Raw genomic sequence first — 18,791 nt, 5'->3', positions numbered from 1 at the left:
GATCCTAACCCCCGGTGGGGGCGGCACGGTATCTCGGCGGCCGAGTTACATCGACTGTGCCCATCGACCGATATCGCCACGTTCGAGCGCGAGTGCGAGCAGGTCCGGGAAACGGTCCGGGGTGCACGCGAACGCCGGCACGCCCAGAGCGCCGAGCGCCGCCGCATTGTCCCGGTCGAACGCCGGAGCGCCGTCGTCCGATAGCGCGAGCAACACCACCACCTGGACCCCGGCGGCGAGCATCTCGCGCACCCGGGAGAGCATTTCGGCCCGGATGCCGCCCTCGTACAAGTCGGAGATCAGCACGAACAGCGAGTCCGTGGGGCGCGTGATGAGGGTCCGGCTGTAGGCGATCGCCCGGTTGATGTCGGTGCCCCCGCCCAGTTGCGTGCCGAACAGCACGTCGACGGGGTCGGTGAGCTTGCCCGTGAGGTCCACCACGGCGGTGTCGAAGACGACGAGGGAGGTACGCAGCGCCTGCATCGAGGCGAGCACCGCAGCGAAGACCGCCGCGTACACCACGCTCGACGCCATCGATCCCGACTGGTCCACGGCGAGCACCACGTCCCGCTGCACCGCCTGGGAGCGTCGTCCGAAGCCGACGAGACGCTGCGGAACCACGGTGCGATAGTCGGGTTGGTAGTGCGCCAGATTGGCGCGGATCGTGCGGTGCCAGTCGATGTCGCGAGTTTTCGGATTCGAGGTCCGGGACGATCGGTCGAGGGCTCCCGACACCGCGGTCCGGGTGCGCTGGGCGATGCGTTCCTCGACCTCACGGACGACTTTTCCGACGACTGCTCGTGCTGTCGCCCTGGTGGTCTCGGGCATCACTTTGTTGAGGCTCAGCAGGGTGCCGACGAGATGCACGTCGGGTTCGACGGCGTCGAGCAGTTCCGGTTCGAGCAGCAGCCTGTCGAGTCCGAGGCGGTCGACCGCGTCGCGCTGCATCACCTGCACGACCGTCGTCGGAAAATACGTGCGGATGTCGCCGAGCCAGCGTGCGACCTTCGGGGCCGAGGCGCCCAGTCCGCCGCTGCGCGGTCCTCCGGTCCCGTCCGCGTCGGTGTCGTACAACGCGGCGAGGGCCGCGTCCATCGCCGAATCGGTTCCCGCGCCCAGCGCGGTGGTGGATTCTTCCGCGGCATCGCCGAGGAGAAGTCGCCAGCGCCGCATTCGCTCGTCGAAATCCGTTGTCATGCCGGGACCCCCAGAATCAAGGCGGTTGCCGCGACTGCGCGACGGCCGCGTTCGGCGTCGAGTGCCGCAGAGGTGCGGTGCTCGGGGCCCCCTCGCACAGCCCGGCCGAGCAGGCTGCGTTCCCCGTGTGCGAACGAACCGAACGTGCGTCGCAGCACGGGCAGGACGTCGACGAATTCCTCGGAGCGCAGATCCGACACCCACGTGTCGATCAGGGACAGCAGATCGCGGTCGTGCACGAGCAGCAGCCCTCCACCGCCGACGAATCCGTCGATCCAGCGTGCCTTCGCGGCCGCCGCGGACCCCACCGACAACGCGCGGGCGACCCGCACAGCGGTCGCGCGTTCGTCCAATCTCCCCACATCGCGAAGCATCCGGACCGTCCGGCCGGTGAGCACGCCGTCGACATCGTCGCGGTCGCACACCGAAGCGAGCGTGTCGAGCCAGCGTTCCGTCGCGCCGGGATCGTCGCGCAATGCCAGAGCCGTGTGCACCTCGTCGACGGCGTTTCGTACCGTGTCGGCGGCGTCGGTGTCGAGCCCGGTGACGGCGGACGGCAGGCCCGCGCAGACGCGAGCGAGGACCGCATCGGCGACATGCACCAGCGAGGACAGATCGGTCCCGCGCACATCGCCGTAGCGGACCGTACGGATCAGCGACGGGAGTGCCGACATCAGATGCAGCACATCGTGATCGAGCGCGGCGGCCGCGTCGATCGCAGTGACCAGTTGGGGCACCGCGTCGCGCAGATCCGCGAGCAATGCCTGTTCGAGCAGGTCGGTGACCTCGCCGAGCGTGGTGCCCGCGGTCCGGGCGCGGTCGAGCACCGTGGCTGATGCGGCGGCCTCGACGGTGGTGCCCCACCGGGACGCCTCCACGATGGCGACCGCCAGTTCCGGATCCCATTGCAGCGACCAGGTCTCGCGAAACGTTCCCGTCGAACGCACCGCGCTCTCGGCCGGTAGCGCCCACTCGATCCCGAGCAGCGACAACTTGTGCAACAGGCGGGATCGTTGCAGATCGAGATCTTTGCGGAGGTCGAGGTCCAGCTTCTTGGCGATCGGGGCGCGTTTGAGCCGAAGGCTTTTCGAGCGCGCCTGCAGGTCGGCGTCCAGCGGAACCGTCGGGGTGTCCTCGGGAACCGCGCCGAGTGCTTCTCCGATCACGAGTGTGCGCGCCACGAAGTCGAGCAGCACCTCGTCGCCGTCGCACAGGACCGCACGGGTGGCCTCGACGGCCTCCGCCAAACCGGGCACAGCGCGGCCGCGCAGCGCCGCGAGCGTATCGGCGAGGCGGGTGGCTTCGATGACATGCGCGCTCGAGACCGGGAGGTCTTCCTCGCGCAGCACCCGCGCGACGCGGGTGAACCAGCGTGCGGTCGTGTCGTCCGGGTAGCGGAAGAGGTGGTCGTACCAGCCGGGCGAGGTGATGCCGGCGCCGTAGCCGGACGCGGCAGAGAGCCGCGAATGGGTCCACGGCACCCACGTGAGCGCCGCTTTCACCTTCGGAAGACCTCTGAGCACGCGCGCGTCCGGCGCCGCCGGACCGAGCGGGCCGCTCAGGGCGGGCGCGTGCATCGCCCCGCACACGACGGCAATGTTGCGGGCACCGGCCTTGACGGCCGTGCGCAACACCTGCCGCATGTGGGCTTCGCGGCGCGCCGTGTGCTCGTCGAGTTCCACGTCGGCGCGCAAGGCCGCCATCGCCGCAGTGATCTCGTCGAACGCTCCGGCCCCCGACTCCTCCTCCGCCGAGGCATGCTCGATCACGGCATCCCACCACTGCTCGAAGTCGTCGTAACCCGCCGCGGACGCCAGCGCCGCGAGCGGGTCGGTGCGCTCCGCAGATTCCGGAGAACGGTCCGCGGCCAACGATACTGCCGCCGGAAGGTCGCAGAAGCGCACGTCGGCGTCGTGCAGGATCGCCCAGCGCAATGCCTGCCACTCCGGCGAGAACGCCGCGAACGGCCAGAACGCCGCGCGCGCGGGTTCGTCGCGCACGTAGGCGAGCAGCGCGACCGGCGGTTGCATCTCGTCGGATGCGGCAAGGGCGAGGAACGGATCGGCGTCGGCCGGTCCCTCGATCAGGACGGTGTCGGGCTCGAACTCCGCGAGGGCGCGCAGCACCGCCCGCGCCGACCCCGGCCCGTGGTGCCGGATGCCGAAGACCCGGATTTCGGCGCCGTCGCTCACCCGGTGATCTCCCGGCATGCGCGATAGAAGTCCGCCCACTCGGGACGCTCCCGCACGACCGCCTCGAGATATTCGTTCCACACCACGCGGTCGGCGACCGGGTCCTTCACCACCGACCCGAGGATGCCCGCGGCGATGTCGGTGGAGCGCAGGACTCCGTCACCGAAGTGCGCCGAGAGCGCCAGCCCACCGGTGACCACGGAGATCGCTTCGGCGGTCGACAAGGTGCCGGACGGCGACTTGAGTTTGGTGCGTCCGTCGGTGGTCACACCCTGGCGCAGTTCCCGGAACACAGTGACCACGCGCCGGATCTCCTCGGCGGCAGCAGGGATCTTCGGGAGTTCGAGCGAGGTTCCGAGTTGTTCGACGCGACGGGTCACGATCGCGACCTCGTCCTCTTCGCTGGCGGGCAGGGGGAGCACCACGGTGTTGAATCGTCGTCGCAGCGCCGAGGACAGTTCGTTGACGCCCCGATCGCGATCGTTGGCGGTGGCGATCACGTTGAAGCCCTTGCTCGCCTGCACTTCGATGCCGAGTTCGGCGACGGGCAGCGTCTTTTCCGACAGGATCGTGATGAGGGCGTCCTGCACGTCCGCGGGGATGCGGGTGAGTTCCTCGATGCGGGCGATGGCACCGTCGCGCATCGCCGTCATGATCGGCGACGGGACGAGCGCGTCCGCAGACGGTCCTTCGGCGAGCAGTCGCGCGTAGTTCCAGCCGTAGCGGACCGAGTCCTCGGACGTGCCGGCCGTGCCCTGGACCAGTCGGGTCGACGACCCGCTGATCGCAGCGGAAAGATGTTCGGACACCCACGTTTTGGCGGTACCCGGGACACCGAGCAGCAACAAGGCGCGGTCGGTGGCGAGGGTGGCCACCGCGACCTCCATCAGACGTCGCGGGCCCACATACTTGGGGCTGACGACGGTGCCGTCGGACAGTTCGCCGCCCAGCAGGTACGTCACCACCGCCCACGGCGACAGGTGCCAGGACGGCGGGCGGGGCCGGTCGTCGAGCCGCGCCAGCGCCGCGAGTTCGTGCGCGTACTGCTGCTCCGCATGGGGGCGCAACAGCGTTGGTTCGGAAACGGCGTCGGTCAACTCAGCTCCTCGTGAAGGGTCTTGCGCAGGGTCAAGGTGTCGGCGGCCGTCGCGAACAGGTTCAGCCGGTCGAGGTGGTCGGTGCGGTTCGCGGCGTCGGCGAGCAGTTCGGTGAGCTCGAACGGTGCGCGATGCGCGATCAGCGCGAGGATCGTCCGGAACGAGCGGACGCCGGTTCCCTCATCGCCGTACAGCGCGATGAGTACCTTCTCCGCCAGATCCCGGGGCCACGGCGCGGGGAGAGCGCCGAGCAGGTCGGGGTCGAGCAGGGCGCGGCCGGCCGAGTCGTGCAGATGCGCCACCAGTACGGGGCGGGGCAGCGCCTGCGCGACGTCGGCACCGACCGTGCCGTCGCGGCGCAGCAGTGCGGCGGCCCATTCTCCGTTGCGATGCAGGGCAGTGGCCGCAGCCCAGCCCGCGTCGAGCGCCTCGCGTGCGGGTTCGCCGACGCGGTACCCGAGTACCTGCCGGGCGGTCGGAGCGATGTGCTGCCACGCGGACGGAGGAGCGGAGGACACGACCGTCGTCAGCCGGCGCATCGCGACACCACCCGGCCGGGAGGCGCCCTCGTCCACGCCGTCGCGCAGCGCTTCCGCGTCGAGTCGGTCCGGGACCTCGACCACGAGATCGCCGTCGTCGACGCGTGTCCACTCCCGCACCCGCCGGGACATCCGCTCGGCAAAATCGGAGTCGGGGAGGCGGCGCAGCAACCCGAGGGCGGTCGCGCGGACCTTGCGGCTGCGGTCGTCGAGCGCGTGCTCGAGCAAGGCTTCGTCGTGCTCGCCGAGGCCGTTCGTCAGCAGTTCGAGCAGCGCCGCTCGCTGCGCCGCCGTCTCCGACGACCACGACGCCGTCAGTCGCGCTGCGGCGGCATGGGGGTCGGCGGCCCGCGCCACCGCGAACCATCGGCGGCGCTGCGCAGGCGAGCCGTGCAGCCAGAGTCGTTCGTCGGCCGGGTCGGGTGTGACGAGGTGGGACCACTCCGGGTTGAGCGCCGCCACCCACTGGCCGCGGGCGCCGGCGAGGCGCAGCAGGTGCTCGCGGTGTGGGGTGTCGGGCGCGGCGAACCACAGCAGATCCACCACGATCTCGTGCGGTGCCCGGAACCGCTCGGCGAGCGCGAACCACTCCGGAAGAAGGGGCGAGCGGACGACGAGCAGTCCACGCAACCGCTCGGCTGCCGCCGGTGGGAGCGTGAGGCGGTCGTCGTCCGGGGCAGGGCTCGGCAGTGTGCGCACCGTGGGGAGGGTCGCGGCGGTGAGGAACGCGGACTCGAGGGCGGCGGCCGCGAGCAGACGCGAAGCCGGATCGCCGGTCAGCGCCGTCGCCGCGTCCGCGGTGTGCAGCGTCGACGTTGCCGGTGCCGAGCGGGCTGTGCCGAGCAGCGCCGCGGTCGACAGGGTTTCGAAGGTCTCCGTCACAGTGACAACTCCTGTCCTGCCGTGAACAACGACGCCGGTGCCAGGCGGGTACCGTCCCAGTCTCCGCATACCGTCAGCGGGTGGCCACCCGCGACCGTGAGTAGTCGCCACCGCGTGTCGTCGTCACCGCCGAGCGGCAGCGCGCGACCGTGCCGGTCGACGAGGTGCCAGGACCCGTCCGATCCGACCGGAACGACGCTGTCGAGCAGCATCGGCCACGAGCGGATCCACGGGTCGGCGCCCAGCACACGGGCGTACTCGTCGAGTGCCGCATCGAAATCCGGTGCGGTCCCGGGCAAGGAGGCAGGCAGCGTGGTGAACGGTTCGGGATCGGCGTACCGCTCGCCGACGAGCGCGCGGAGCGGTGCGGCACCGGGATAGAAATGCAGGTCGGCGTCGACGAGCATGCCCGGCGGGGGAGTCGCGTCGGGGAACCGGGCGGTGCCGTGGGAGAAATCCAGAAGGATCGCCCAGCGTCCGGTGTCGCGGCCACGTAACCACACCTTGCGGGTGAACAGTCGGCTGTCCTCGGAGATGCGGGTCGCGAGTACCTGCCATCGGTCGCGGACGGGCGGCTCGGAACGCACGTCGTCGGCGCGGGTGGGGAATCCGAGGTGGGTGCGCACCGACCGCGCGAGAGGGTCGGGCAGGTCGTCGATCTGCCGGTACGCGACCACCAGCAGATGCAGACGCGCGTACTCGGTGAGCACCCGGGCGGGCCAGTCCACCTCGGTCGCGACGACCCCGGCGAGAGCGCGCAGTGTCGAGGCGACGCCGGGGACCTGCGCATCGACCATGCGAGCCGCGATGTCGTCGTAGGTGGAGTACCCGTGGTCGACGGCACCGAGACCGCTGCGGATCCGGTCGGTCAGCCAGCGGTCGAGTTCGTCGAGCCCGGCGGCCGCGCGCTCGGCGCGGCGCTGGACGGTCGCCGGATCGGGAGCCTTTGCGGGTTCGTCGCCCGGCTCATCCGGGGGAGTGGTCTGCGCGGCGCGTGACGCGAGCCATTCGGTGACCGAGCCGGGTGGGTCAGCCTTCGGCACCATGCCGTCGGACCAGCGCATGAGCAGGGCGAGTGCGTGCTTGCACGGGAGTTTCCGGCTCGGGCACGTGCATGTGTAGGCGGGGCCGTCGAGGTCGATCGCGGTGCGGTAGACAGCGGTGCCCCGGCCGCGGCATTCGCCCCAGAGCGCGCCGTCCTGCCGCCCCGTATCGATCCACCCCGACACCAGTCCGCGCGCAGCGGTCAGCGAGGACGGATCAGGTGCGGCGGCAGCGATCCGATCGGGGGGCCAGGGGCTTGTCACGTCCTGAGAACGTACGGCAGGGTTCCGACAGCGACCGAATCGTCAGGATGTGGCACGGGTGTTCAAACGCCTCCGGATGCCGTCGACGAAGAGTGTCAGGCCGAAGTCGAAACGGATGGCGGGATCACCGTCGAGGAGATCGTCGTCCGAGGTCGGCGCCGTCTCCGTCGCGACATCGGGCGATACCGGCCCCCGCGTCAGCGCGCCGAGTTCGGCGAGTTGCGCGCGGGACTGCTCGTCGACGGTGTGGCCGAGTACATAGTGCAGCAGCGCGTAACCGGCGAGTTCGGCGTGCGCGCGGGAAAGCCCTCCGCGCTGCGCCGCGGCGACGAACGCATCGCGGGCGCGGGAAGTGGTCAGCCGCGACGCGTAGGTGGATGCGACGAGTTCGGCGCCGTCGCGATGGGCGAGCAGAGCGGAGCGCAACCGGTGGGCGAGTTCGGTGAGCGCATCGTCCCAGTCGGGGGAGTCCGGTTCCGCGTCGACGCCGTCGAGGATGCGGTCGGCCATCGCGCCGAGAAGAGTCTGTTTGTTGGGGAAATGCCAGTACAGCGCGCCGGGCTGAACGCCGAGCGAGGTGGCGAGCTTGCGCATTGTGAGGTCGCCGAGCCCGTATTCGTCGAGGATCGCCATGGCGCCGTCGAGAACGTCGCCGCGTCGCAACTGCACCGTGTCCGCTCCTGTCCGTCCCGCTGTGTCTGGGCCTCCCGTTGACAGTATCGGACCCCCCACCTAACCTGAACGCCGTTCAATTGAACACCGTTCAAGTTTTCTCATGTCAGGAGACGCAGTGACCCAGGCGCCCGCTCGCACCGACATCCTCGACCTCGCTCGCGACCAGGTACTCCGGGGCGGGGTCGGGTTCGACCGCGACCGGATGCTCGACGTGCTCCGCCTGCCCGACTCCCGGCTCGAGGAACTACTCGACGTCGCGCACGACGTCCGCATGGCGTGGTGCGGACCGGAGGTGGAGGTCGAAGGCATCGTCAGCCTCAAGACCGGCGGCTGCCCCGAGGACTGCCACTTCTGCTCCCAGTCCGGCCTGTTCGCCTCACCGGTGCGCGCCGCGCGCCTCGACATCCCGTCGCTCGTGGAAGCCGCCAAGCAGACTGCCAAGACCGGCGCCACCGAGTTCTGCATCGTCGCCGCCGTGCGCGGCCCCGACGAGCGGTTGATGGCCCAGGTCGCCGCCGGCGTCGAGGCGATTCGCAACGAGGTCGACATCCAGGTCGCGTGTTCCCTCGGCATGCTCACCCAGGACCAGGTCGACCAACTCGCGGCCATGGGCGTCCACCGCTACAACCACAACCTCGAAACCGCGCGCTCGTACTTCAACCACGTCGTCACCACCCACACCTGGGAGGAACGATTCGAGACACTCCGCATGGTGAAAGAGGCCGGCATGGAGGTGTGCTGCGGCGGCATTCTCGGGATGGGCGAAACCTTGGAGCAGCGAGCAGAATTCGCGGCTGACCTCGCGTCGGTCGAACCCGACGAGGTGCCGCTGAACTTCCTCGATCCGCGGCCCGGCACGCCGTTTGCGGATCGGGAGGTGCTCCCGGCCACCGAGGCACTCAAGGCGATTGCGGCATTCCGGCTCGCCCTGCCGCGCACCATCCTCCGGTTCGCCGGCGGCCGCGAAATCACCCTCGGTGATTTCGGTGCGAAGCAGGGCATGCTCGGCGGCGTCAACGCCGTCATCGTCGGCAACTACCTCACCACCCTCGGGCGTCGTGCCGAAACCGACCTCGACCTGCTCGTCGATCTGCGGATGCCGATCAAGGCACTCGGCGAAAGTATCTGACGTGTTCGACGCGTACACCGGTGCCGAACTCGTCGACGGTCTCGAGGTCGAGAGCCGCCGGGGAGTTCGGCTGGGTCTCGAACCACCCCGGTACTGCACGCTGTGTGGTCGGCGGATGGTCGTGCAGGTCATCCCCGACGGATGGTGGGCGCGGTGTTCACGCCACGGCATCATCGATTCGTCCCGCAACGAGCAACGCTGACCGGAAGGCGATCAGAGGTCCGAATCCGGCGAGGAAGGTGGTACCTGCCGGACGACGCGGGCGGGCACGCCCGCAGCCACCACGTTCGGCGGCAGATCGCGCGTCACCACCGCTCCGGCCCCGACAACAGTGTTCTCGCCGATCGTCACTCCGGGACAGACGATCACGCCGCCCCCCAGCCACACGTTGTCGCCGATGGTGATCGGTTCGGCAGCTTCCCATTTCGCGCGCCGCAGTTCGGCATCGAGAGGGTGGGTGGGTGTGAGCAACTGGACGTTGGGTCCGATCTGCACATCGGCGCCGATCGAGATCCGCGCGACGTCCAGCATGACCGCTCCGAAGTTGACGAAGGTTCGCGGCCCGATCGTGATGTTGTATCCGTAGTCCACATACAGCGGGGCGCGCACTTCGGCACCCTCGCCCAATGATCCGACCAGGGCCGCCAAGATCGCTCGCCGGGCTGCGGGATCCGTGACGCTCGACGAATTGAACTTCTCGCTCAGTTCCGCTGCGCGCGACGCGTCGGCAACGAGTTCGGGGTCGTCCGCGATATACAGTTCGCCCGCCAGCATGCGTTGCTTCTGACCTGTCACATCGCTCCTTCCTCGACCGTGAGATTCACACGGACATCGGTAGGTCCACACGTGAAAGCTACGCTGCCGACCGCGCCGAGCGTGCTCTACGGGAATATCGCGCCCGCCATCCCGTCCGTCCGGTGGGCATTCTGCTTTTGGCCCGGCCGGATCCAATAGTGCTGGGGTGATATTTCTGAATACCTCGACGATCATCAATTCCCCGAACCTGAGGGCAGAATCGAAGATCTACTCATCATTCGGCCAGACCGTCCCCAGTGGCGAGATCGGTGTACGGGCGCGGTTGTTCAGTAGCGGAGCGTTGTGTGAAGCGACCACCTACAGGTACAACACCGGGCCGGTCGCTCAGTTCACATACGGCACGACGAACACCTGTGGAGCTGGTTGGTACAACAGCCATGGATTCACCGCAGTGTGGGACGGCACCAGCACCTACAAGGAAGCACTGACGTTCCCGACCGATCCGCTGTGGTGGGAACCCGCGGCAGCCCGCAGCTCGACCACTGAACCCGAAGTCACCCCGGCGTCGATCCCCAGCGGCACGAACGCGGATGGCCTCACCTATGGATCTGGTGCGTCAGCCACGACGGAGGCGGACCTTCCGGACCTGGTAGCGGCGATCGGAGATGACGGGACGACACTGGGTTTCGTTCGCAAGTCTGATTTGGTCGAGGCTCCTGCTGCGAATCCAGAGGAAGCCAGCGCCGGTGCGAACGCTGGACGAACTGTTCCGCTTTTCGACGAGGACGGGCAAACGCAGGTGGGATCGTTCACACTGAGCTGATATTCACTGCGGCTTGATGCAGATGCCGTTCGTGGTGACCGAGGATTAATAATTGTCGCCACGAACGGCATCGTGTTTTGTGGTCCGTGTGATGCCCTTGCAGAATGGAGAGTGCTGTGTCCTTCCCCGACGTTGAGTTTCCCTTGTTCCGGCTCGAGTACAGCAACGACGAAGTGTGGACCGAGATCGTGCAGGGGGCACTGGGTGTCGGGTCTGAGCGCACCGATCCGCTGACTGTCGTCGAAGGCCCGGAGTTCGATGGTGTGGATGTGGACGAGCTGTTGGCCCGCCTCAACGAGGACGATCCGGGCTATCTGTTCGTTGCCGTGGCGGACGAGCGGACCATCGAGGACCTGGAGCATCCGTTTCTGATCATCGCCGCCGCTAAACCATCGAGCAGACTGCGGGTCTCCGCGGACGCGGTGGCCTCTGTCGCCTCCAACCTGTTGCTAGGCAATCTGAGTCTCAAGGACTTCACGGCGGCCTCGGACTCGACCGGGACCTATCGGGCACCGGAGCGCGCCGAGGAGCCCCAGGAGCGGACCGTTCAGGTGGACGAGATCGTCGAGGTGATGGGACAGGGGCCGTGGCCGGGCCCGCTCGAAGCGTTTCGCATAGATCTGCTCGACTACCGTGCGCGGGCCGGATTCCGGGTGTTCACAACGCTCATCGACGCACAGAGCGCGCGGGAACGAAAGTCCAAACGCCCGGTGTCGTACTACGCGAAGTACTGGGATGTGTACGGACATAACGAATATCTCGACGCTTGTGTGAGTCCGGTCGGGTGCTGGCCTTCTCGATCCACCTTCCGACCGGATTCAGCGGGAGCCGGTGGGACGCGATACTCGACCCGTCCACCCTTCGGGTGCTTGGTGCCGAGCGGTGGTTGAAGCACAGCATGTAAAGCTGATCGATGAGAGAACCAGCTGGCGAACCGACTGCGGCGACACGCAGGGACGTGTCATCAATGCAGTTCAACGCCCTGTTCTCTTCCCAGCTCTCGGGAGCCGTCGGTGGTCACGACTAGCGTTTGTGGTGTACCTGCGAGGGCGGAGGTCTGATCGTGTGTGGACGATATGCAAGTCCCACCCCGATATCTGCCTTCCCCCAGCACTGGAGGTGATCTGCTCGCGGTGTATGACGCGGCCGCGGCGGTGGGGGAGGAGCTGCCGCCGTCGTACAACGTCGCCCCGACACAGCAGGTGAACGTGGTGCTCGAACGCGCGCCCCGCGACGAACCCGGTGCCTAACCTGTCCGAATGGTCAACTCCCAGGTCACATGGGGTTTGCCGTCGTGGGCGAAGGATCCGAAGATCGGGTCGCGGATGATCAACGCCCGGTCGGAGACGATCACGAGCATTATCTGCCCGTGACTCGTCGATTGGCGATGTGGGTAGGCTTCTGAGCTGCCAAGCGTGCCCACAAGCGGTTCGGAGCCGATTCGAGGTACCTTCGGCACGAGTTTGCAGGTGCATCCACTGCCGGCCGGATGCTTGAAGTGCTCGAGCATCATGTCGGCGTCGTCGCTGATCTTCCGACCGCCTTCGGATACTTGGCCGCCAACCTGGCTGCAGCGCAACCGCTCGACCGGGTGTGAGGTGACGGCGAAAGTCGCGTCGGCCGGCGTTCAGTCCCGAGTCGCTGACCGGCGATTCGACGTATCGGACGTTGCGGCGGATTCGTCATCACGACGGGTCAGCATTGTGCGCATCCGGGTCGGTTCGTCGACGTACACGCTGATGCGACTGATCTTTTCGGTTTTTCGCCGGGAGGGTAGGAGAGCGGGGAGTCGAGCGGGGACCGGGCGGGCAAGAGTCAGATCGACGTTCGTCCCGTCGGGGTTGGGGAGGTACAGGCGATCGTCCTTGATTGCCGGCGCGGTCTCGGTGAAGCGGCGGCCGACGGTGACCGATTCGATGTCGACCCGATCGACAACAGCCACCACCGAGCCGGATTGACGGAGAACAAGCGACGTGTCGGTCAGGTAGTGCGGGTTGGTGCGATGAATCGCCAAGTAGCCGAACAGCACGACCATCGACCAGACCGAGACGACCGCGAGGCTCACTCGAAGCCACATCCACGGCAGAAGCAGATGCAGCACCACGATCTCGACGACGGTTGCGACCGCGAAGGCCACCGGCAGCACGAGCGTTCCTTTGTGCGCACCGAGAACGGTCGCGCCCGGTTCGACTTCCGAATGACGTCCACGGATCCACAGCCACAGCGCTCGGTACGCCCTGATCTCGGCGCGGATGAACAACCGGATCGGAGAATGGCCGAGCGCGGTCGCGACCGCGTCCCGAAGCCCGGCACCGTTGCGGCACTGAATCACGATCGCGAGGAGAAACGCGATGATCACCGCGCACCCGAGAGGAACCTCCACTGCCACGAACAACAGCACCGCCTGACGCGTACTGATCACACCGGCCACCAACAAGGTGGCGTCGACAACGAGAACGACCGCCGTCACCACTTGCGTCACTCGTTCGAATCGTCGTATCCGGTCGATCACCATCAGATGTCCTCCGGATTGGAGGACCGGGTGAACAGTTCTCGCTGCACCCGGAGAATGACCTCACGTTGTGCGGGGTCGGGAATCAGTTCGTCGAGCGCCAAAGTCCCGGCAACCCCGCCACCCTCCTCGTCGGCACCGTCGGAGGGCTCGATGATCCCCATCTGCTGTTGATCGAAGAACTCGAGAAGTCGGGTTGCGAGTGCATCGATCTCCGACTCGACCGAGTCCGGGCTGCACCCTTCGAGTTGTGACCAGTGCGCAAGTAGCTTCAGGTACCGCTCGCGCCGGAGGTCGTCGATCATCGTTGCCTCGTAGCCCGTGAGCAGGAACTCGGGCGCGCTCCCCGACATCGAGAGGACTTCGACGAGGTCCCGGTCCAGCCGAAGAGCCGAACCGACCTCGACGGACGGAGCGCCGTCGATGGCGTCGGACAAGGCCGTGGCCAGTCCCGCGGGCAGCGCTGAGATCGGATTGCCGCGATCAACCTCGGCGAGCATCGCGGTGAGCTGCATCTTCTTGCGTGCGAGGATGTTCTGTTCCTTCTCGATGCCGGCGATCAAAGCCCGAAGGTCCGCGGCGACGTCGCGTTCGTCTTCACTCGATCTTTCGTCGGAGAGGATGGCGGCGACCGACCCGAGAGGAACTCCACTGGTCGCCAGCCAGCGGATTCGCATCAAGCGGACAGCGTCGGTGAGGGTGTATTCACGGTAGCCGTTGGATCGACGCCGCGGCTCGTTCAGCAGGCCGAGTCGGTGGTAGTGCCGCACGGTCCGCGTCGTTGTGCCGGCAAATTCGGCGAGCTGGCCTATTCGCATGAATCAAGTCTCAACTATGACGCAAGGTCAAGGTCAAGGGTTCCCCTGCCCACACCGGCGCTTTCGAGGAGTCGCCGGGCACGACGACCACGCATCCAGCTGCGGGTCTGTAGCTGTTCTCTTTGTTTCAAACCTGTTGGCCCGTGAACAACCCCGCGTGTTCTGTGAACCGGGCTGCAATGGGGACGAAACATGGTCTCGGTAGCCTGGTCGCTCCGACACCGACCGGAGGCTCATTGTGCCTGAACAGTTCTCACGGAATGCGGCAGAACTTCTCACGAGGGGTCTCGGCCGTCGCCGTTTCATTCAGAGCGTGGTAGCGGTCGGTGCCGGCGTGGGTGTGGCAGGGGCAGCCGCGGCGTGCTCGGACGCATCAGCGGGACCGACAGTTTCCTCACCTGCTCTGCCGTATGCGGGCGGGATTCCGATCCTGCAGCCGGGCCAAGGTGACCGGTCCGGCGACATATACCTGGGATCGCTCCCCGACGAAGTGCTCTGGGGCTACGTGCCGAATGTGCACACCAGTCCGGTGGTCCAGATGAGGTCGGGACAGACAATCACCATCGACACCGTCTCCCACGAGGGAATACTCGAAGACCAGGGCCGCAACCCCATCGACTACTTCGGTACGAAAGGTGTCGCCGCCGGCGACGTGCTCCAGGACGCTGCGGCGATCGCCGCCGAATACAACCGCACACCACGTGATTTCGGCAAGGATGGACCCCACGTAGTCACCGGACCGGTCTTCGTCGAAGGTGCCGAACCCGGCGATGTCCTCAAGATCGAGACCTTGGAGATCATCCCCCGAGTTCCGTACGGTGTCGTCTCCAGTCGGCACGGCAAGGGTGCGCTTGCGAGGACCGGTGACGGTGGCGCACCCGCGGGTATCGAGATCGCCGAGGTGATGCCACCGGTCTCCACAGACGGGCGAACCGGTGCCGATCCCACCTCGCACGGCAACGTATCGGTCTTCACGACCATCGAAAACGGGCTGGGGGTCATGCCCTTCGGGCAGAACTCTCGCGTCCAGTTTCCGCTCCGCCCGTTCATGGGCATGATGGGCGTCGCATTTTCCACCGACGCCGATCCGACCTCACCCAACTCGAACTCGATTCCGCCGACACTGGGTGGTGGCAACATCGATATCCGGTTGCTGGGCGAAGGTTCCTCCTTCTACCTACCCGTCTTCGCCCCCGGCGCACTCTTCTACGTCGGTGACCCGCACATGGCGATGGGGGACGGTGAAGTGGCGCTCACCGCAATGGAAGGTTCACTGCGCGGGACCTTCCGACTGACCGTCTGCAAACCAGGATCGGGAGATGCACCGAGTGTCGCCTACGGCTACCCGTTCGCGGAAACAACCGAGTCTTGGATCCCCATCGGGCTGTCCGACCCCGACGGCGCGATCGACGGTCAGGGCAGTGACCTCAATGTTGCGATGCGGAGGGCTGTCGTCAATGCTCTGGACTTCCTCGAAAAGGACCAGGGCATGGACCGCGCGACCGCGTACGCATATCTCTCGGCAGCGGCCGACTTCACGGTGTCGCAGGTGGTCGACCGGACCGTGGGCGTTCACGGGCAGATCTACAAGGATCATTTCAGCTGATCATTGCCAATCGCCGAGATCTACCGCGACGAGATGCCGATCCTGCTCTCGACCGGTTGTCAGCGGCGTGTCACCCACTTGTTGACCAACCGGTTGAGCCTTGCCGGTGAGCACTGCGCGACCGTCGCGAGCACTCGTGCCTGCCATCCCACCGCACGGTGCACCCGGCCCCAGGCACGCCCCGGGCGGGTCGCCTCGTAAAGTTCGGCGGCGACATCGTCTGCAGTCAGGTGGATGCCCAGCGTGCGGACGGCACCGACGTTCATGTCGTGCGTCATCGCGGTCTCGACGAACAGCGGCCACAACGCGAACACCCGAATATCGTGCGGGCCCCATTCGAGTTCGAGAGCCTCCGTCAGACCGCGCACCGCAAACTTGGAAGCGCTGTACGTGGCGAGGTCGCGTTGCCCGTAGATCGCCGACGCCGAACAGAGGTTGACGACCTGCGCGCCCGGGGTGCGGCGCAGATACTCGAAGGCACTGTGGCATCCGAGGACGGTGCCCGTGACGTTGACGTCGATGATCCGGCGGTGCCGTTCGGCCGGAGTGTCCTCGAACGGACCGGACGACAGAATGCCGGCGTTGTTGACGAGGATGTCGAGCCGACCGTCCGGGCAGAACTCCGACAGGGCACGGGCCCAGGCGTCGGCGTCGGTGACGTCGAGAATGCCCGTGACCATGTCGGGCTGCGCGTCGGCGAGGCTGTGCAATCCCGCCACGTCGACGTCGAAAGCGCCGACGCGGTAGCCGTGTCGCGCGAACTGCAGTGCGGTGGCCCGTCCGATTCCGGATGCGGCACCGGTGACGAACACGCTGGGTCTGCTCATGCGACGAGCCTAGACACCGGGCTCGGTATACACGCTCGCCGCGACCCCGCGTCGGCGAAGGGCTTGAACGAGGCCCGCGCATCCGTGTAGCTCAGCCCGGGGGACACCGGCTTGCTGATCCCACCTTTCGTCGCGGTGGTCGGGCAGGATCGGGCGATGGCACCGACCGGTCTGGGCACCATCGGACCGCCCGAGGTATGCCTGGCGTGGGTGAAAGCCGCTCGTCCGCGCGAGGTCATGCTCGACCATCCGATCAACGTCGATCCGACCTGGTGAACGATGCCCTGCAGGAGCGGTGCCTTCCCGGAGGACCCGTCGCCGGACAGGACGCTGCCGGTTATCGTTCGATACGCTTCGGCCCTCGTCGTCGCTGGTTGGACTTCGGTTCTGTGGCCTATCCGACCGGGGAGACTCGTTGAGTACGTGGTTGTCAGCGGTGAGCTGGCTACCAGCGGCGGTGACCTGCGCGATGGTGCGCCCCATTGGGAGACGAAGTCGGGGTTCTCGGCGGCAAGTCGATCGCTGACGCCCTGGGTTGCGCTGCGCCGTCGGCGACCGCGTCAGCGGGTGGACAGCTGCGTGCCGATGACGCGCAGCAGGTCGAGTTTGGCGGCGTCGTCGGTGCCGGGGGTCGCGGTGAAGACGAGGAGGCGATTGCCGGTCTCGGTGTCGAGCAACGTCTGGCAGTGCAGCGTCAGCTCGCCCACGTCGGGATGCGCGAAGCGCTTGGTCATCGGATGCTTTTCGGCGACCTCGTGGTCGGCCCACACGGCCGCGAACTCCGGGCTCACCCGCTTGAGTTCGGCGACGATCGCGCCCGCGCGCGAGCGGTCGCCGGTCCGCGCGTACACGGCCCGCAGCTCGGCGACGAACGTGCGCCCCCGCAGGTCGTGGTCGGCGCGCGCGTACACGTCGCGCGATTCCGGCTCGGTGAACCACCGGTACACGGTGGCGCGGCGCAGTCCGCTCAGCTCCCGCGCGTCGCCGAGGAGCGCACGGGCGGGCTCGGTCTGGGCGAGGGTTTCCCCCAGCTCGGTCACGACCTGCGCGGGGGTGTCGGTGAGACGCTCGAGGATCCGCTGTATCCCGGGTGAGACGTGCAGATCTGCCGTGACACGCTCGGGAGCGGCGTGCCCGCTCAGCCGGAACAGATGGTCGCGCTCGGCGCGGTCGAGGTGCAGGGCACGGGTCAGGGCAGCGAGGATCTGCACGGAGGGCTGCGGTCCCCGCGACTGCTCGAGCCGGTTGAGGTAGTCCGTAGACATGCCCGCCAGCATGGCGACCTCTTCCCGCCGCAGCCCGGGCGTGCGCCGTCGGGGACCGCGCGGCAGTCCGACGTCTTCGGGCTGCAGTGCTTCGCGGCGCTTGCGCAGGAACTCGGCCAGCTGATGCATGCTCTCATCCTCCTCGTGTGCGCGGCGCCGAGCCAGGTATCCGCGGTCCCTCGATCGCTGGGGCCTGGATGGGCGGACGGATGCGGCGGAGCCTGAGGACATGACCAACGAACGAATCATCCTCATCACCGGCGGCTCGCGTGGGCTGGGCCGCGCCGCCGCCCTCGCCCTCGCCGACGGCGGCGACGACATCGTGCTCACCTACCGTAGCGATGCGGAGGCAGCAGCCGCCGTGGTCGCCGAGGTCCGCGCGCGAGGACGGCGGGCGGTGGCCCTCGCGCTGGACACCACCGCCCCCGAGACCTTCGCGGAGTTCGCGGAGCGGTTGCGTGAGACTCTCGACACCCAGTGGGCCCGCGACACGTTCGACGTTCTGGTGAACAACGCCGGTTATGGCGGTGCCGCACCCGTGGGAGCCTTCGACCGCGACGGCATCGAGCGCCTCGTCTCCGTGCACTTCACGGGTGTCGTGCTGCTGACCCAGCAGCTGTTGCCCGCGCTCGCGGACGGCGGCCGCATCCTCAACGTGTCCACGGGGCTGACCCGCTTCGCCGCGCCCGGCATGGCGGTGTACGCGGCGGTCAAGAGCGCGGTGGAGACCTTCACGGTGTATCTCGCGCAAGAGCTGGGCGCCCGCGGCATCGCCGTGAACGTCATCGCGCCGGGAGCGACCGCCACCGACTTCGGCGGGGGCGCAGTGCGCGACGACGAGCGATATCGCGCCGTGGTGCTGCCGACGGTCGCGATGGGCCGCATCGGCGAGCCCGACGACATCGGGGCGGCCGTCGCCGCGATCCTCGATCCCCGGATGGCGTGGGTCACCGGTCAGCGGATCGAGGCCTCCGGCGGCCAGCGACTGTGACGGCGGATGTAGCGGGCTGAGCGGAGCGGCCGTTCTCTTCGCGGCACTGCTGGTCACGCCTTCATCGGCGAGGTGATCAACTCGAACCCGGCGCAGGTCGTCGCGGCCGGCGCCGGGTTCGCCGCGGTCGGTTTCGAGCCGAGTCCGTAGATTTTCCGACCACCCGCAGGCACCG

The 18,791-nt window shown here is 67.6% G+C and carries 18 protein-coding genes and 1 pseudogene; 8 read left to right on the top strand and 11 right to left on the bottom strand.

Features of this window, described 5'->3' with window-relative positions; genetic code table 11:
• Positions 1-45 precede the first annotated feature (45 nt).
• The 6 genes from HF877_RS05205 to HF877_RS05180 are packed head-to-tail and all read right to left on the bottom strand — an operon-like array spanning position 46 to position 7,883.
• Positions 46-1,197 (bottom strand): VWA domain-containing protein, encoded by a 1,152-nt coding sequence (locus HF877_RS05205; RefSeq protein ID WP_169620114.1) that lies wholly within the window; start codon positions 1,195-1,197, stop codon positions 46-48.
• Positions 1,194-3,407: a DUF5682 family protein gene (locus tag HF877_RS05200; protein ID WP_169620113.1), complete on the bottom strand. Its 2,214-nt coding sequence runs from the start codon at positions 3,405-3,407 to the stop codon at positions 1,194-1,196. The genes HF877_RS05205 and HF877_RS05200 overlap by 4 nt, the downstream gene beginning before the upstream one ends.
• Positions 3,386-4,486 (bottom strand): AAA family ATPase, encoded by a 1,101-nt coding sequence (locus HF877_RS05195; protein ID WP_169620112.1) that lies wholly within the window; start codon positions 4,484-4,486, stop codon positions 3,386-3,388. Before HF877_RS05195 ends, HF877_RS05200 begins: the two co-directional genes overlap by 22 nt.
• Complete coding sequence (locus HF877_RS05190) at positions 4,483-5,907, bottom strand: DUF5691 domain-containing protein (protein ID WP_169620111.1); 1,425 nt, start codon at positions 5,905-5,907, stop codon at positions 4,483-4,485. Before HF877_RS05190 ends, HF877_RS05195 begins: the two co-directional genes overlap by 4 nt.
• Positions 5,904-7,214: an SWIM zinc finger family protein gene (locus tag HF877_RS05185; RefSeq protein WP_169620110.1), complete on the bottom strand. Its 1,311-nt coding sequence runs from the start codon at positions 7,212-7,214 to the stop codon at positions 5,904-5,906. The genes HF877_RS05190 and HF877_RS05185 overlap by 4 nt, the downstream gene beginning before the upstream one ends.
• A gap of 42 nt (positions 7,215-7,256) precedes the next feature.
• The gene (locus tag HF877_RS05180) at positions 7,257-7,883 is read right to left on the bottom strand and encodes a TetR/AcrR family transcriptional regulator C-terminal domain-containing protein (protein WP_169620109.1); all 627 of its coding nucleotides are present in this window, start codon (positions 7,881-7,883) and stop codon (positions 7,257-7,259) included.
• Between the two features lie 121 nt (positions 7,884-8,004).
• On the opposite strand from HF877_RS05180, the gene bioB reads away from it, so the two are divergent.
• Both bioB and HF877_RS05170 read left to right on the top strand, forming a co-directional pair.
• The gene (bioB, locus tag HF877_RS05175; protein ID WP_169620108.1) at positions 8,005-9,018 is read left to right on the top strand and encodes a biotin synthase BioB; all 1,014 of its coding nucleotides are present in this window, start codon (positions 8,005-8,007) and stop codon (positions 9,016-9,018) included.
• A 1-nt stretch (position 9,019) separates the two neighbouring features.
• On the top strand, positions 9,020-9,220 hold the full coding sequence (locus tag HF877_RS05170) for a hypothetical protein (RefSeq protein WP_206036753.1): 201 nt from the start codon (positions 9,020-9,022) through the stop codon (positions 9,218-9,220).
• Between the two features lie 11 nt (positions 9,221-9,231).
• Here the strand turns inward: HF877_RS05170 and HF877_RS05165 are convergent, their stop codons facing one another.
• Complete coding sequence (locus HF877_RS05165) at positions 9,232-9,813, bottom strand: sugar O-acetyltransferase (RefSeq protein ID WP_296550256.1); 582 nt, start codon at positions 9,811-9,813, stop codon at positions 9,232-9,234.
• Between the two features lie 166 nt (positions 9,814-9,979).
• Between HF877_RS05165 and HF877_RS05160 the strand changes: the two genes are divergently transcribed.
• The 3 genes and pseudogenes from HF877_RS05160 to HF877_RS05150 form a co-directional block, all read left to right on the top strand.
• Positions 9,980-10,597, top strand: a complete 618-nt coding sequence (locus HF877_RS05160; protein WP_169620106.1) for a hypothetical protein — start codon at positions 9,980-9,982, stop codon at positions 10,595-10,597.
• Between the two features lie 116 nt (positions 10,598-10,713).
• The gene (locus HF877_RS05155; protein ID WP_169620105.1) at positions 10,714-11,487 is read left to right on the top strand and encodes a hypothetical protein; all 774 of its coding nucleotides are present in this window, start codon (positions 10,714-10,716) and stop codon (positions 11,485-11,487) included.
• A gap of 186 nt (positions 11,488-11,673) precedes the next feature.
• Positions 11,674-11,952, top strand: a pseudogene (locus tag HF877_RS05150) (SOS response-associated peptidase family protein); the annotation flags it as partial.
• Between the two features lie 272 nt (positions 11,953-12,224).
• On the opposite strand, the gene HF877_RS05145 reads toward HF877_RS05150, so the two are convergent.
• Together HF877_RS05145 and HF877_RS05140 are read right to left on the bottom strand one after the other, a co-directional pair.
• Positions 12,225-13,079, bottom strand: coding sequence for a hypothetical protein (locus HF877_RS05145; protein WP_206036638.1), 855 nt, complete (start codon positions 13,077-13,079; stop codon positions 12,225-12,227).
• A 32-nt stretch (positions 13,080-13,111) separates the two neighbouring features.
• The gene (locus HF877_RS05140) at positions 13,112-13,927 is read right to left on the bottom strand and encodes a MerR family transcriptional regulator (protein ID WP_206036637.1); all 816 of its coding nucleotides are present in this window, start codon (positions 13,925-13,927) and stop codon (positions 13,112-13,114) included.
• A 238-nt stretch (positions 13,928-14,165) separates the two neighbouring features.
• On the opposite strand from HF877_RS05140, the gene HF877_RS05135 reads away from it, so the two are divergent.
• On the top strand, positions 14,166-15,533 hold the full coding sequence (locus HF877_RS05135) for an acetamidase/formamidase family protein (protein WP_169620104.1): 1,368 nt from the start codon (positions 14,166-14,168) through the stop codon (positions 15,531-15,533).
• Positions 15,534-15,592: 59 nt separating this feature from the next.
• On the opposite strand, the gene HF877_RS05130 is transcribed toward HF877_RS05135, so the two are convergent.
• Positions 15,593-16,360, bottom strand: coding sequence for an SDR family oxidoreductase (locus tag HF877_RS05130; protein ID WP_169620103.1), 768 nt, complete (start codon positions 16,358-16,360; stop codon positions 15,593-15,595).
• A gap of 111 nt (positions 16,361-16,471) precedes the next feature.
• On the opposite strand from HF877_RS05130, the gene HF877_RS05125 reads away from it, so the two are divergent.
• A complete protein-coding gene (locus HF877_RS05125; RefSeq protein ID WP_169620102.1) occupies positions 16,472-16,636 on the top strand; it encodes a hypothetical protein in 165 nt (54 codons plus the stop codon).
• Positions 16,637-16,920: 284 nt separating this feature from the next.
• Here HF877_RS05125 and HF877_RS05120 read toward each other — a convergent pair whose 3' ends face one another.
• Positions 16,921-17,754, bottom strand: coding sequence for a helix-turn-helix transcriptional regulator (locus HF877_RS05120; RefSeq protein ID WP_169620101.1), 834 nt, complete (start codon positions 17,752-17,754; stop codon positions 16,921-16,923).
• 100 nt (positions 17,755-17,854) lie between these two features.
• Here HF877_RS05120 and HF877_RS05115 point away from each other — a divergent pair, with 100 nt between their 5' ends.
• Positions 17,855-18,616 (top strand): SDR family oxidoreductase, encoded by a 762-nt coding sequence (locus HF877_RS05115; protein WP_169620100.1) that lies wholly within the window; start codon positions 17,855-17,857, stop codon positions 18,614-18,616.
• Positions 18,617-18,791 lie beyond the last annotated feature (175 nt).

It is taken from the genome of Rhodococcus sp. BL-253-APC-6A1W (genome assembly GCF_012843405.1).
Taxonomy (GTDB): domain Bacteria; phylum Actinomycetota; class Actinomycetes; order Mycobacteriales; family Mycobacteriaceae; genus Rhodococcus.
Note: the sequence above shows the minus strand (reverse complement) of the source record. Positions and strands in the feature narration are given on the sequence as shown.

What these genes read in the sequence shown, in the direction of transcription:
- HF877_RS05205 (WP_169620114.1), bottom strand. Translation starts at nt 1,197, where the DNA reads ATGACAACGGATTTCGACGAGCGAATGCGGCGCTGGCGACTTCTCCTC.
- HF877_RS05200 (WP_169620113.1), bottom strand. Translation starts at nt 3,407, where the DNA reads ATGCCGGGAGATCACCGGGTGAGCGACGGCGCCGAAATCCGGGTCTTC.
- HF877_RS05140 (WP_206036637.1), bottom strand. Translation starts at nt 13,927, where the DNA reads ATGCGAATAGGCCAGCTCGCCGAATTTGCCGGCACAACGACGCGGACC.
- HF877_RS05130 (WP_169620103.1), bottom strand. Translation starts at nt 16,360, where the DNA reads ATGAGCAGACCCAGCGTGTTCGTCACCGGTGCCGCATCCGGAATCGGA.
- HF877_RS05120 (WP_169620101.1), bottom strand. Translation starts at nt 17,754, where the DNA reads ATGCATCAGCTGGCCGAGTTCCTGCGCAAGCGCCGCGAAGCACTGCAG.
- HF877_RS05115 (WP_169620100.1), top strand. Translation starts at nt 17,855, where the DNA reads ATGACCAACGAACGAATCATCCTCATCACCGGCGGCTCGCGTGGGCTG.